Origin of the sequence: Streptomyces sp. NPDC046859 (assembly GCF_040645135.1) — a bacterium.
Lineage (GTDB): Bacteria > Actinomycetota > Actinomycetes > Streptomycetales > Streptomycetaceae > Streptomyces.
In genome coordinates this window covers 68426-82785 of the sequence record NZ_JBEYXR010000033.1, presented here as the reverse complement: position 1 = coordinate 82785, position 14360 = coordinate 68426, and the positions used below count along the sequence as shown (strand labels likewise).

Here is a 14360-nt window from a genome sequence, read left to right as displayed (position 1 = left end):
TTGTGCTCGCGGATGCCCTGCCACACCAGCCAGGCGCCGCCGATCTCGAAGAGAGCGGCGACGACGAACAGGGCAACGGAACGAGCGACAGTCATATCGGCCGACCTTACCGGCGGCCCGTGCCGCTGATCTTCAGCGGGTCGGCGGCCGCCGTGCAGCCGCATCCGCCCTCACCTGCACCCTTCGACGAGCAGGCGCAGGAGCCGCGGCGCCGGCCGAGCCACCAGGTCCCGGCGGCGAGTACGGCCAGGACGACGGCGAGGGCGGGCAGCCAGCCCACCACCGCGCCCGCCCCGGCGCCGACGACGCCCGCAGTGATCAGGACGGGCAGCGCGCAGCACGCCACGCAGGCAAGTGCGGCCAGGCTCCCGAGCGCCTTCGAGGCGCGCTCGCCCGGGCGCACGACTTGTAGTTGACCGCGACCGCGCGCACCGTGGGCGACCTCTGTGTGTGGGGAGGACGGCAAACTGATCCTGGCGGACATCCGCATGCGCGACAGACCCCCACGTGCGTGGGGAAGGCACTTTCACCGTGCGTGCCGCGAACCCGATGGTGGAAACCCCATGTGCGTGGGGAAGGCGCGAGCCAGGCTGCGACGTTGACGGGGACGGCGGTGGAACCCCCATGTGCGTGGGGAAGGCACGTCGATCGGATTCACGAAGAGGCCGGGCCAGGTGGAACCCCCATGTGCGTGGGGAAGGCCCTTAACCACCTGCGCTTTTGGAGAGCGGCAAGGTGTCTTTGGCGTACTTTACCTGAGCTGACTGTCGGGTGGCGGTGCTCGCGGTCATCCAGGCCGCTTATGGCCGGCCGGTGGTGGCCGCAAGCGAGGTAGACGGGTGTCGCGGTGCGGCGACGGGCCGCGGGCTCTCGCCTCGGCGAGCAGCTCTATGTCACAACGAGGCGCTCTGCTTGCTTATAGAGGAGGAGTGCGGCGCGACGGACGCCGCCCTGGGACATAGGGGCTGGGTATGGATCCCATGACGACAGCGGCTGCGACGGGACTTGCCGCGGCCAGTTGCCTCCTTCGGCTTGGTCACCGCTGGATCCGGCTCCGCGCGCAGATACGGCGCGCGGAACTCGACCAGCACGGGTTGTCGGAGCGGACCCGGTCGCTGCCACCGGGCAGCCGACTCATCGAGAGGACCGCGCATCACGACGTCGACATCTTGATCGGCGGCACGGCTGCCAGCCGTTCCACGAGGTGATGCGTGCCATGACCATCGAGCAGCCGCTCTCGCCCGTCCACGCTACGGCCGAGGAGACACCGCCCCCCTCTACCCCCATCCGGCGTGACGACTTCAACTCCTTCTACACGCGGGAGATGAGCGCGGTCACGGTGTTCCTGATGCACCAGGGAGCCACCCCCTACGAAGCGGCCGACGCCGCCCACGAAGCCATGGCCAAGCTCCTGCCGGACCTGTGGCGCGCTCTGGACCACCCACGGACCTGGTTACGGGTAACTGCCCAACGCTGCTACTGGCGCCAGAGCAACACCCGCGCCACCCCCACGGACCCGATCCCGGATCGCGCCGGCGGCACATGCCCCCTCACCACCGTGATCATCTCCGAATCCCAGCACACCGTCCTCGACGCCCTGCGCCAATTGCCACCCACCATGCGCACCGTCATGGCCTGGGACATTGACGGGTTCACTTACACGGAGATCGCCGAAACCCTGGCTATGAGCCCCGCCGCCGTACGACAGAACATCAGCCGCGCCCGCAAGCGACTCATCACCCTCCTCGACCTCTGACCGTCAATCCTCGACCCCACCAAGGGGGATGCACATGAACGACCACATCATCGGCGAGAGCGGCAGCAACGACGCCGAACAGCTCCTGGACCAACTCCTGGCCCATCACCGCACCCACCTGACGAACGCTGTCGCCGACGCCCTGGACACCAGCACAGGCAGCACCGCCCTGTCCCCCCTGCGCCGCGAAATCTTCCACGGCATCAAGCCCTTCAAGCTGGCCGCTACGCCCCCCGGCTGCACGTCCAGCAGCCACACGGCCGACCCCACCCCGCCACCGGCGGCGGCCAGCCGACTTCAGGACGTCCTTACCCGACTTTGCGACATCAGGCTGACGATGGAAAAGGTCCGCGCCGGCACTGGTACATCGACCGACCTCCAGACCAGGGCACAGACAGTGCTCACCAGGCTGCAGCACCTGCACACCGGCCTCCAGACACGCAGCCTCACCCACGACCAAGCGCGCATACTGTTCGGGCAACTGAAGGAGCAGGCCGCACACATCGGCACATCGATGCTGGGACTGCACACCCCACTGCCACGCCACATGGTCGAGGAATGGCTCCGAACCACCGGCTCCCTCGGAAACATGGAACGCACCGTTCTGCACCTGCTCAGGGACGCCGACGACAACGTCCCCACCCAGGGCTGACCTGGGTAGACCCCGCCACCCCCGATGTCGTGGCTCGCCGACATCGACAGCGCCACCCGCGTGAGGAAGACCGCCTAGGCTGGCCGCCTTGGCGATGCTGGACGGACCCCCACGTGCGTGGAGAGGATTCCCTTGGGTGGTCAGGTGCGCCCTGACGCCGGGCGTGGTCAAAGGCCCGACGGACCCCCCACGGGTCTGGGGAAGACGTCGAGCGGACCTTCGGCAGTATCAACACCCTGGACAGACCCCACGCGTGTGGGGAAGACAGGCAAGCCATAGGGCTCCTGCGGCGGATGGCGGACAGACCCCCATGCGCGTGGGGAGGGCATCGCTGGTATCCCGTCTTTCCCCGCATGCTGGACAGACCCCCACGAGTGTGGGGAAGGCTGGCCGGATTCGACGATGGTGGCGGGGATCCGCGGCAGACCCCCACGCGTGTGGGGAGGGCGTTGGCCTCGTCGTCATCATGATCCAGAAGGGCACACCCTTACGCCTTGTAGGGAAGGCCGCGTATCGCCCAGCTGGGCGCCCTGCTGCACGGCTGATCCCCACGCGGGTGGGGAAATGATAGGTCCCTGAGTGGCTCACGATGACCAGCAGGGGCGCACCCTCACGGGATGAGGAAACCGGCGAAACCCGGATCCTAGGCTACACGCTGTCTTGCCAGGGACGTGTTCTATGGAGGGGCTCTGCATGCGGCAGGATGTGCAGCAACCTTCCTGATCCCAGGGGTGGTTGGCGCATGGCGGGAGCGTTCGGTGGGGGTGCGGGAGGATGCCCGGCGCGGCGGGATCGATCTGTCGCCGTGGGGGAAGTTCGACCGCGGGGCGTGGGCGGTGTATCCGTTGCTGTTTCATCTGCTGGATGTCGCGGCGCTCGCGGGCGTGGTCTGGGATCGGTACCTGACCTGCGGTCAGCGTCGGATGATCGCCGCCGGGCTGGGGCTCACGCTGGTCGAGGCGCGCTCTCTGGTGATGTTCATCGCCGGCCTGCACGATCTCGGCAAGTTGTCGGCGTTCCAGGAGCAGGAGGCGTATCCCTGGGCCCGGGTCAGCGACACTCTGCGCGCGGGCACCTGTGACTGGCAGCGTATGCCGCATGAGCGGGCGTCCATGCACAGTGTGCTGCAGCTGCTGGCCGAGGCCGGCTACCCTGCGGACACCTCCGACAGCCCCGGAGTGCTCGTCGCCCAGATCCTGGGCGGCCACCACGGCCGGTTCCTGCAGGTCGACATCGACGGTGCGGCCAAAGCCTCCCGGGTCAACCTCGCCCTGGGCGGGTCGGCCTGGCAGGATCTGCGCCGCCGCTACTTCGCCCTGCTGCGCCATGTGACGGGCGCCACGATGGTGCCTTCGGACGTGTCGGTGCCGGCGGCTGTGCTGATCACCGGGATCGGCATCATCGCGGACCGGCTGGCCAGCCAGCGCCACTACTGGCTGCCCAAGGCCCAGGCGCCCGCCTTCGGCGCAGGCGAGCACTTCGCCCAGGCCGTCCGGGACGCCCCCGCCGTGGTCGAGGAGTCCGGGCTGCCCCGGATCACCTTGCCGCAGGTGCCTTTCACCCAGGCCCACGGCGGCCTGGAGCGGCCGAACGCCCTGCAGGCCTCGGTCATCAGGCAGCTCGCTCCGGTGGTGGGGGAGAAGGGGGCCGGCATCCTGGTGGTCACCGATGCCACCGGAGGCGGAAAGAGCGTCACCGCGCTGGAAGCAGCACGCATCTTCAACGCCTGCGGGGACACGGCCGGCATTCTGTGGCTGCTGCCGACCATGGCCACCACCGACGCCGCCTACGACCTCCTCGAGGCCTACGTCGCGGCCCACCATCCCGAGCACGCCCCGGTCTCCCTGGTCCACAGCCACAGCTTCGACAACACCGCCTACAGCGACCACCGCCTGGCCGCCCACGAACCCTCCACCAGCGACGCCTACTGGCCCGACAGCGACGATGACGAGGGCAGGCCGGCTGCGGGGGAGCGGCCCGAGGAACGCGTGACAGTGCCCGACGGCTGGCTGCGCGGCTGGGACAGGGCCCTGCTGGCCCAGTTCACCGTCGCCACCCACGACCAGGCCCTCATGGCCGCCCTGCCGGTCCGCTTCAGCGCCCTGCGCATGCTGGCCCTGTGCGGGCGGACCGTCATCGTCGACGAAGTCCACGCCCTGCCCCCGTTCATGCGGCAGACACTGTTCCGGCTGCTGCACTGGCTGGGCGCCCTGGGCTGCCCCGTGGTGCTGCTGTCCGCGACCCTGCCCGGCCACATCAGCGAACAACTCGTCCGCAGCTATCTCGACGGCGCCGGCCACCCGCCCCCCGCAACAGCCCACCTGGACTGCCGGCCCTCCTATCCGGGCTGGCTCTACGCCGCCGCCTCGGACGCCTCCCTCACTCGCATCGACCCGGCCGCGGCCGACGCCCACGCCGACCGCCACCGCCGCCGCGCCGACGTCCGTCTCCACTCGGTGCGCCACCCTTCCTGCACCGACCCCGAAGACACACCCGCCCGGGAGAGCCGCCTGGAGCGGATCACTCAGGAGATCGCCCCCGTCGCCCGCTCGGGCGGCTGCGCGGCGGTGTACTGCGCCACCGTGGCCGACGCCCAGACCACCTACACGCATCTGCGTACCGTCCTCGACTGGCCGGACGAAGGCCCGGACGGCCAGTTGCTCCTGCTACACGCCCGCCTGCCCGGCCACCAACGCGAAGCTTTCACCCGCCGAATCCGCACCGCCCTCGCCTCGGCCGGCGAGCGTCCCGGGCGGCTGGTGGTCGTCACCACCACCCTGCTGGACATGAGCCTCGACATCGACGTCGACGTCATGGTCAGCGACCTGGCGCCCCTGCACACCCTCCTGCAACGCCTGGGCCGCCTGTGGCGCTTCGACCACATCAAGCGCCCCGACCGGCTGTCCGGCGACCACCCCCGCCTGATCGTCCTCGAACCCACCGACCACCGCCGCCGCACCCTCCTGCCGCCCGCCTGGCGCCCGTTGGACTCCCCGTTCCTGCCGCTCGCCACCGCCGCCTACCTCGCCCGACGGCCCGAGCAGCCGCTCACCCTGCCCGACGACGTGCAACAGCTCGTGGAAGCCGTGCACGGAGACGCCGACGCCCTGACCCGCACCGACGCCGCCCTGCGCCGCAGCCACACCCTGCACCAGACCCGCACCCGCACCGAGGAACACCACAGCGCCCTGCACCTGGTCCCTGCCTGGCACGACACCCTCTCGCTGTCCGACCTGCACCGTCAGAACCTGCACCCCCGCGAGGCCGCCACCCGCCTGGGCGCCATGCCCCGCCGCCTCCTGCCCGTCTACCGCACGCCCGGCGGCCGCCTCACCTTGGACGCGGCCGGCACCCGGCCGCTGCCCGAGCACCGCAAACCGACCACCGTCCAGATCCGCACGATCCTCCAGCACACCCTGCCCGTCCCCGCCGCCTGGGTCGCCGGCCGCACAAGAGACCACCACATCCCCGCCTCCTGGCGCAGCCACGCCCTCCTCGCCGACCTCGTCCTGCTCCCGCAGGACGCCGGCGTGCCCTCCCGGCCGGTGCGCTTCGGCCGGCACCGTCTGCAACTCGACGACACCCTGGGACTGGTCCACGCCGAGGACTGAGCCCGCCTCCCCACCCCGCGCCGCCCGCCTGAACTCCCCTCGCCAGCATCGCCGTTGGAAGGAGGGCCGGATCTTCCTGCCCGAGGCACGCAGCGGCGCGAGGCCAGAAGGCGGAAGACCGCGACTTCTCATTCCAGGACCAGGGCTTCTCATCCGATGACACCTGCTGCGGGCTGGGACAGGAATGCCTGGCATCCGAGCGAGAACCGGCAGTGAAATCGAATGAGAAGTGACCGTCGCCGAACCGTCGGCACGGATTGAGGAGTGCGGTCCGGAAATGACTTACATTCAAAAAAGGGGCACCGACCGGTAATTTCCGGCTGAACTATGTGGTTCGGGAGCTGCTTGTCTATAGATAATATGGAAACGCGGAGCCGGACTCGTATTCGCGTCCGGTCTCGCGCGCCCTGCCTGCTGCGCTGTGTGCACCGCACCCTTGGTGTCCCCGTGCAGCGGGGGTGGCACGTCGGCGTGGCCTGACCCGGGCCCTACGCCCTGACCGCCCGCCCCCTTCCTTTCTTTCCAGCCGCCCTGGTGCGCTCCTTGTGTCATGGCCCGCGCAGAAATCCCGCTCCGGCGTGCGAGTCCTCCCGAAATCCATCTCTTGTTCGCACCCGGTAATGGATCCTGTGTGTCTTCCCCGCATTTTGAGACCGACAAAGAACCGTGCATTCCCGTCCTCCTCCCGGACGGACGCCAGGAGGAGCTGGGGTGGCGGGACGTACTGCTGCGCGCCCACCTCATCAAGGACCTGGCACTTTCCCTCCCGCCGGCGGCATCAGCCGTCCTGCGCCTGCTCGTTGTGATGGCCGCACGGGTCAGCGGCCTGGACGCACGAGGACAGCGACGCATGACGGCACGTCAGTGGGCCGCCCGACGACGGGAATTACTGGCGCGTCGCGCCGGGTTCGACCCCGACGCCGTTCACGCCTACTTCGACGCCTACATCTGGGACCTGTTCCACCCGGTGCGGCCGTTCCTGCAAGACCCGAGACTCGCCGGCCAGTGCCCGCAACGCGCCGGCGTCAACAAACTGGTCTTCGGCCGCCCCGAAGGCAACAACCTTTCCTGGCTCAGCCCGCACTCCGACACCGACCCGCAGCCGGTACCCAGCGCCCAGGCGCTGTGGCACATGCTCATCCACCACTACTACGGTGCAGCCGGCCAGTGGTCCGTGCGCACGGTCGAGGGACGCTCCCTCAACCGGGCGAAAGCCGGCCCACTGCGCTCGAGCCTGTCCTTCCACCCCCTGGGCCGGACCCTCTACGAGACCCTCCTGGCCGGCATCCCCAAGCCCGACCCGTCCTGGCCGGACCAAGTGGACCACTGCCCGTGGGAGGAACCGCTGCCCCACCCAGACCCTGACGACGACCTTGACCCCCCAGAGGACGCCGGCCCCGATGCCGCCCCACCGCAGGTGTCCTCACCAGGCCGTCTGCTGACCGGCCGCTCGCGTCACGCCGTCCTGCTCATTCCGACGCCGGACGGACGCCACGTGGTCGACGCCTACCTGACCTGGGCCACCCAGAAGAAGCTCCCCGCTCTCGACCCGTACCTCATCCATCACATTCATGCGGACGAGCCCGTCACCCGACGCCACCGACCACGCCGGGCGGACGCCGACCGGGCCGTGTGGCGGGACCTGGACGCGCTGCTGCTGGCGGGTGACGAGGACGACCGCAAAGGCACCCAGGCCAAGAGCGGAAAGGGCCGCTACACCGTCCAGCGGCCCGACGCCTTCACGACCCTCAACGATCTGCCGCCTGACCTGCGCGCTGCCCTGCGGGTGCGGGTCTACGGATTCGACCAGGACGGCAAGACCAAAAACCGCACCTGGTACACGGCTCTGACCCCGCCGATCTGGCCCTGGATGCAGGAATGCGACCCGGCCGCGGCCGAGCGGGTCGCCCAATGCCGCAAAGCCGCCGAGGAAATCGGCGCCCACCTCGACCGCCTCTCCCAGGACGCCTGGAAGCAGACCACCAACTCCGCCAGCCCCCGGCACCTGCCGCCCTGGACCCGCAGCGCCCGCACCCTGTACTGGCCCCGGGCCGAAGCAACCTTCTTCAACCTACTGAAGGAACCCGACCGCAGCGCCCGTGCCGCGTTCGCCGCAGACGCCATCGACGCCCTGCGCACCGCCACCCGGCCTGCGATCGCTCAGCACTTCCGCGCGGCCGAAGCCGTGGCCACCGCCCTGGCCCAGCTACGCCTGTGCAGCCGCTGAGCCTGCCCCACCACATCCCTGTCTGCCCACTCGTTCTCGCCGCCCTGTCGGAGGCTGCCGCCCCCATGCCCGTCACCACCGTGCAACGCCGCGCCCATTACGACGACTTCGTCCACCAGGTCGTCACCCTGTGCGCGCTCAACGGCATCCGAGCCGACCTCAAGTCGGGCTTCGGACGGCCCGTCGCAGAGTGCCCCCGGATGCCAGAGCACCTCACCCGGCACATCGCCGGTTTCGGAGCACGCCGCGCCCACTACACCGTGGCCTCACTCATCGCCCTGCACCGCGACCTGCCCCACCAGCAAGGCCCCTACACGCCGGAGCAGCCCGCCCCGGGCAAGGACCAGGACGCCACCACACCGACTGCGAACACAGCCCCACAATCCGTCCCGCCGGGTTCGCCGACAGTGGCGAGCACGGCTGAGCGGCCCTGGCGCCGCCGTCCCGATCTCGGCACCCACCTCGCCATCGCCGTGGCCCGCTACGGCTTCAAGGAAGCCACCATGACCAGCCGCGTCAAAACTCTCACCCGGCTCGACACCTCGCTGCTGCACCCCAGGCTGTGGACCCTGACCGGTCACCTCAACAGCCGCGGCGCCGCCCGCCTCGACTTCGCCGTCCTGCTGGAGGACCTGGCCTGGTGGGACGACGACCAGCCCGAGATCGCGGCTCGCTGGCGCGAGAACTACTTCCTCACCCTGAACACCCTGACCTCCAAGGAGCAGTGACATGACCGCCTACGCCCCCGCCCGCTACGCCGACTTCCACATCCTGCACCCGCTGCCCGCCTCCCTCCTCAACCGAGGAGAGGACGACCTGCCCAAGACATTGCTGCTGGGCGGCGTGGTCCGCGCCCTGGTGTCCTCACAGTCCTGGAAGCGGGCCGTGCGCCTGCGCCTGGAGGACGTCCTGGACGAGCACGCCGCCCGCACCCGCATGCTGCCCCTGCGGGTAGCCGACGCCCTGCGCGGGGCCGGCTGGCCCACCGAACTGGCCGCCTTCGCCGGAACCCAGATCGTGCGCTCGGCCACCACGGAAGGCCTTAAGACCGAGGAAAACCAGCGTGGCATCACCTCGGCCACCCTCTACCTGCCGCGCGACGTCCTCGACGACCTCACCGACCTGTGCAGCGAGCACCGCCCGCACCTCGAGGAAGCCCTCGCCAAGGAAACCGCCGCACACGCCACCCCGGCCAAGGGCACCCGCAGGAAACCCAAGGCGGAGGCCGTTCTGCCCACGCCCAGGGTGGCTTCCGTGATCCGCCGGCGCACCGCGACCATCAACCTCTTCGGACGCATGCTCGCCGAGGTCCCCGACGCCCACGTCGACGGCGCCGTGCAGATGGCACCCGCCTTCACCGTCCATGCCAGCTCACCCCAGCCCGACTACTTCACCGCCGTCGAGGACTGGGCCGCCCCGAACGAGAACGGCAGCGCCCATCTGCAGACCGCGTTCTTCACCACCGGCCTGCTCTACCGCTACGCCACGGTCAACCTCACCGAACTGACCCGCAACCTGAACGGCGACCACGACCAAGCCCTGCACCTACTGCGGCTGTTCGCCGACGCCTTCATCGACGTCATGCCCGGCGCGAAGAAGACCTCCACCGCCCCGCACACCTACCCCCACCTGGTCCACTACGCGATCCGTGACCGCCGCCCCGTCTCCTACGCCGGCGCTTTCGAACAACCCGTCAAGCACGCCCCCGGCGGCGGCTACACCGATCCCGCCATCGCAGCCCTGTCCCAGCACGCCGCCGGGCTGAACCGGCTGCTGGGCACCCGCCGCCTCCTCGGCTGCGGCTACGCCACCCTGCACCCCGACCCCGTCGACCACCTCGGCACCGCCCACTCCGGCCTCGACGATCTCATCGACGCCCTCACCGAAACCGCCGCCGCGCCCACCGGGGCTGCCCTCGTATGAACGGCATCCTCCTGCGCCTGGGCGCACCGCTGATGTCATTCGGGGAACACGCCGCCTTCCACTACCGCGACACCCTCCCCTTCCCCTCCCGCTCCGCCCTCATCGGCCTGTTCGCCGCCGCCGACGCACGCCCCCGCAGCGAAGCCCTCGCCCCCGACCCGGCCACCGGCCAAAACCCCTACACCGACCTGACGTTCACCGTCCGCGTTGACCGCCCCGGCACCCGGCACACCGACTACCACACCGTGGGCGGCGGCCGCCCGCACCGCCAAGGCCTGCGCACCAGCAGTGGCGCCTACCGCTCCCGCGAGAAGTCCACCCTCATCACCGAACGGGTCTACCTCGCCGACGCCGTCTTCACCCTCGCCGTCCAAGGACCCGACCCATTCCTGGAACACCTCCTGAAGCGGCTCGAACAACCCGCCTTCGGCCCCTACCTCGGCCGCCGCGCCTGCCTGCCCAACGAACCCCTCGTCCTTGGCGGCCCACATCCCGACCCCATCGGTGAACTCCTCCACCACGTCCCCCTCAGCCTCACCACACCACCGCGCACCGGCCAGGCCACCGTGCCCGTCGCCTTCGTCTGGGAACACCCGCCCTCCCACGTGCCCGCCGCGCACAGCGAACGCGAAGTCGCCGACGTCCCCCACGACTTCACCCCCACACGCCGCTTCCACAAGATCCGCCGTACCTGGCACACCACCGAAGACCTGCCCACCGCCCTGTACGCCCCACCCCCCGCACTCACCGAACTGACCGCCTACATCCACCAGGACGCGACCCCATGACCAGCACCCCGACCGCCCCCCTCACCACCACAGCGACACTGACCCGCATCCGCCTCAACCGCCGCAGCCAGGCCGCCCGCCGTGACCTGGCCGACGCCGTCAGCCTGCACAAGAGCGTGATGCTCCTGGCCCCCGACGACCTCGGCGAAAACCCCCGGCAGCAGGCCGGCCTGCTCTTCCGCCTGGAAGACGCCACCGACGACACCCCACCCACCCTGCTCGTCCAGTCCCACCAGCCGCCCGACCTCACCCGCCTGCCCCACCGCTACGGCACCGCCGAGACCCGCCCCCTGCACCCCATGTTCCAGGCCCTCACCCCCGGCCGAGCGGTGCGCTACCGCATCACCGCCAACGCCAGCGCCGCCCGTCGCGTCCTGGACGATCACCACCCCGTCGACAACAAGCACGGCCAGAAGATCGTCGCGCTCTACGGCGACGACGCCCTCGCCTGGTGGCAGCGCCGCGCCCACCAAGCCGGCCTCACCCTGGCCACCACCGACATCACCCCCGCCCGCTTCCCCCGCCGACGCCCCCGCGCCGACAAGCCCGGCGAACAAGCCCACCGTCCCGGCCCCCTGCACGCACTGACCCGCTTCGACGGCCTGGCCACCATCACCGACCCCCACCAACTCAGCCACGCCCTGCTCACCGGCATCGGCCGCGGAAAGCCCTACGGCGCCGGCCTGCTCACCCTCGCCCCTGCCTGACCCACCCGCGCCCCGACGACCCACCACCCCAAGGAAGCCCCCCGAAAACCCATGCCCGCCACACCACCACCCAACGGCCCCTACGACCTCACCTCCCTGCGCGCCGCCGCCGTACGCCGACTGCTGCGCCTGCGCGCCGCAGACCGCCTCGCTCACCACGATGTCCGTACCGTCGCCGCCGGGTTCGACGTCCACTGGCGCACGGTGCGCCGCTGGATGGACAACGCCGACGCCCACCACGGCACCTACACCCCGAAAGGCCGCCGCCACTTCACCCTCACCCCAGCCATGCACGAAACCCTGGCCCGATGGAACGGCAACGCGGCAGCCACCTACCGCGAACTCATCGACGACAACATCTTCGGCAGCCCACCCCGCATCTCCCAGGCAACCTTCTACCGCGCCGTAGACCGTGAACTCACGCCCGGCCAGCGTGCCGCCCTCAAAGGGGGCGAAGCAGCCCGCCGCCGACACGACGTGCACGCCCTACGCCCGCACGGCAACCGCAACGACGTCTGGGAGACCGACCACGTCGAAGCGTCCGTCTTCATCAACGTCGACGGACGCCGCAGCAAACCCGGGATCACCTGGTTCATCGACCACACCACCGCCGTCATCTGCGGGCTGGCCATCACCCCCCACCAGCCCAGCCAGGACGCCATCCTGGCCGCCGCCCGCGACGCCATCCTCTGCACCGATCACCACCGGCCCTTCGGCGGCATCCCCCGCAAGATCCGCACCGACCGCGGCCGCGACTTCCTGGGCAAAAGCGTGGACGAGGCGTTCAAAAAGTTCGGCACCGAACTGATCGTCCTGCCGCCCTACAGCCCTCACCTCAAAGGCACCGTCGAAGCCGTCAACGGCGCCATCAAACACATGCTCTTCAAAGGACTACCCGGCTACGCCCACACCCCGAGAAGCCGCCGCGACCGCCGCGGCCAGCCCCTGTGGGCCCTTAACGAACTCCTCGACTACGAAACCTTCGTCACCGTCGTCCTTGACTGGGTGGACTGGTGGAACAACGACCACACCATCGCCCGCCTGAACCGGCGCACCCCCGCCCAAGCCTGGCACGCCGACCTCACCCCCATCGACACCCTCGACCCCGCAGATCTGCACACCTACACCCTCACCGACGCCGGCCCACCCCGGAAGATCACCAGCAAAGGCGTGCGCTGGAAAAGCGCCTACTACGTCGGCGACTGGATGCACGGCCACTCAAGCGCCGGCGAGATGGTCCGCCTGCGCCACGAACCGCACCACTACCACCGCGTCGAGCTCTACGACGCCGACACCCTCACCTACCGCGGCCCCGCCTTCCGCAGCGACGAAATGAGCCCCCGCCAAGCCCGCGCACTGCGCAACGCCCGCCGACGCGAAGCCGACCGCTACGCCGCCAAAGCCCGCCGAGCACGCAAGAACGCAACCCCCCGCTACGCCGCCACCAGCGTCGCTGCCGCGCCCGAGCCCCTCAACCGGCTCACCGCCGGCCAGGCAGCCGCCCAGCTACGCGAGCTGCAGACACCGGAAGGTCAGCTGCAGGTCGAGGCCCGGCCCGACCTCCTCAACCGGCCCCAGCCCGACTCCGCCCGCTGGACCAAGCCTCGGCCCGACCCCAAACCCAAGGACACCGAATGACCCACCCGACCACCCCGCCCGAAAACCAGTCGACCGTCGGCCCGAACTACCACTACATGGGCCTGCCCGGCGCCCGCGCCATGCTGACCCAGGCCAGCGCAGAGACCTACGCCAACCTCCACACCACCCTCAACGCCGACGCCGGCAAGGGCGCCATCATGTGCATTCACGGCGGCGTCGGTCTGGGTAAGACCTTCGCCGTCAACAGCCACCTCGACGACCTCGCCCCCCACACCACTCTGCGCATCAAAGTCGGCTCCGCCAAAATCCAGGCCCTGCGCGCCGCCCTGTACAAAAAGCTCGACCTGCCCGGCGAGGCCCCCCTCAACAGCACCCGCTGTGAAGCCATCCTCAAGGAAGCCCTCTCGGAGACCCCACGTGTCCTTGTCGTCGACGAAGTGCAGTGGCTCGACACCAGAGCCTTCGAATTCATCCGCGAACTCTGGGACGACGAAGACACCCGCCTCGCCGTCGTCCTGGTCGGCGCCGAGACCTCCTACCGGAAGATCAAGAACCGTCCGGCGCTGGATTCCCGCATCCTCGTCTGGCAGCGTTACAAACCCCTCACCCCAGCCGAAGTCCTCACCATCATCCCCGAGTACCACCCGCTGTGGGCGGACGTACCCCCAGACGAACTGCTATGGATCGACGACGCCGCCTGCCACGGCAACTTCCGCCAGTGGGCCAAAGTCACCTACCTGCTCCGGGAACAGCACGGCGGCCCCGGCTCGAAGGGAGCCGGTAGCACGGGTCCGACGAACTCGCCCACTCCATGCGGCGCGGCCACACCGCTCCCTCCTTACAGCCGGGACATCGTGCGCGCCGTCCTTAGCCGCCTTGACCCCACCCAACGTCACACCGACTGAAGCGCTGCCTCAGCATCTGGACGCATCCGCACCGCCACCGGCAGCTATCCGATACTCCAATGCCCGGTGACCCTGAAGGTAGGGGAGTGGCTGGCACACTCACCCCCCCCGGAGGAGTCCTGTGGGTGTCACCGGATCGTGCTTCCTGGCCTCGAGATCGGCACTGACGCGTAGTGCTCAACCGTCACTGAC

At 69.8% G+C, this 14360-nt stretch carries 11 protein-coding genes and 1 pseudogene; 10 read left to right on the top strand and 2 right to left on the bottom strand.

The genetic code is table 11. The annotated features are described in order from the left end of the window. Positions 1-95: pseudogene (locus tag ABZ899_RS32480) on the bottom strand (hypothetical protein); the annotation flags it as partial. An 11-nt stretch (positions 96-106) separates the two neighbouring features. Next, a complete protein-coding gene (locus ABZ899_RS32475) occupies positions 107-403 on the bottom strand; it encodes a hypothetical protein (RefSeq protein ID WP_361353257.1) in 297 nt (98 codons plus the stop codon). A gap of 813 nt (positions 404-1216) precedes the next feature. On the opposite strand from ABZ899_RS32475, the gene ABZ899_RS32470 reads away from it, so the two are divergent. The 10 genes from ABZ899_RS32470 (at position 1217) to ABZ899_RS32425 (ending at position 14168) form a co-directional block, all read left to right on the top strand. Beyond that, a complete protein-coding gene (locus tag ABZ899_RS32470) occupies positions 1217-1756 on the top strand; it encodes a sigma-70 family RNA polymerase sigma factor (RefSeq protein ID WP_361353254.1) in 540 nt (179 codons plus the stop codon). A 34-nt stretch (positions 1757-1790) separates the two neighbouring features. Further along, positions 1791-2408, top strand: coding sequence for a hypothetical protein (locus ABZ899_RS32465; RefSeq protein ID WP_361353252.1), 618 nt, complete (start codon positions 1791-1793; stop codon positions 2406-2408). Positions 2409-3166: 758 nt separating this feature from the next. Beyond that, positions 3167-6019: a CRISPR-associated helicase Cas3' gene (gene cas3, locus ABZ899_RS32460; protein WP_361353249.1), complete on the top strand. Its 2853-nt coding sequence runs from the start codon at positions 3167-3169 to the stop codon at positions 6017-6019. A gap of 631 nt (positions 6020-6650) precedes the next feature. Beyond that, positions 6651-8246, top strand: a complete 1596-nt coding sequence (gene casA, locus ABZ899_RS32455) for a type I-E CRISPR-associated protein Cse1/CasA (protein WP_361353246.1) — start codon at positions 6651-6653, stop codon at positions 8244-8246. A gap of 65 nt (positions 8247-8311) precedes the next feature. Then, complete coding sequence (locus ABZ899_RS32450) at positions 8312-8974, top strand: type I-E CRISPR-associated protein Cse2/CasB (RefSeq protein ID WP_361353243.1); 663 nt, start codon at positions 8312-8314, stop codon at positions 8972-8974. A gap of 1 nt (position 8975) precedes the next feature. Further along, positions 8976-10169: a type I-E CRISPR-associated protein Cas7/Cse4/CasC gene (gene cas7e / locus ABZ899_RS32445; RefSeq protein ID WP_361353240.1), complete on the top strand. Its 1194-nt coding sequence runs from the start codon at positions 8976-8978 to the stop codon at positions 10167-10169. Beyond that, positions 10166-10957: a type I-E CRISPR-associated protein Cas5/CasD gene (cas5e, locus tag ABZ899_RS32440; RefSeq protein ID WP_361353237.1), complete on the top strand. Its 792-nt coding sequence runs from the start codon at positions 10166-10168 to the stop codon at positions 10955-10957. Before cas7e ends, cas5e begins: the two co-directional genes overlap by 4 nt. Next, the gene (gene cas6e, locus ABZ899_RS32435; protein ID WP_361353234.1) at positions 10954-11664 is read left to right on the top strand and encodes a type I-E CRISPR-associated protein Cas6/Cse3/CasE; all 711 of its coding nucleotides are present in this window, start codon (positions 10954-10956) and stop codon (positions 11662-11664) included. The genes cas5e and cas6e overlap by 4 nt, the downstream gene beginning before the upstream one ends. A 51-nt stretch (positions 11665-11715) precedes the next feature. Beyond that, positions 11716-13302, top strand: coding sequence for a Mu transposase C-terminal domain-containing protein (locus ABZ899_RS32430; RefSeq protein ID WP_361353232.1), 1587 nt, complete (start codon positions 11716-11718; stop codon positions 13300-13302). Next, complete coding sequence (locus ABZ899_RS32425; RefSeq protein WP_361353230.1) at positions 13299-14168, top strand: ATP-binding protein; 870 nt, start codon at positions 13299-13301, stop codon at positions 14166-14168. The genes ABZ899_RS32430 and ABZ899_RS32425 overlap by 4 nt, the downstream gene beginning before the upstream one ends. Positions 14169-14360: the final 192 nt, after the last annotated feature.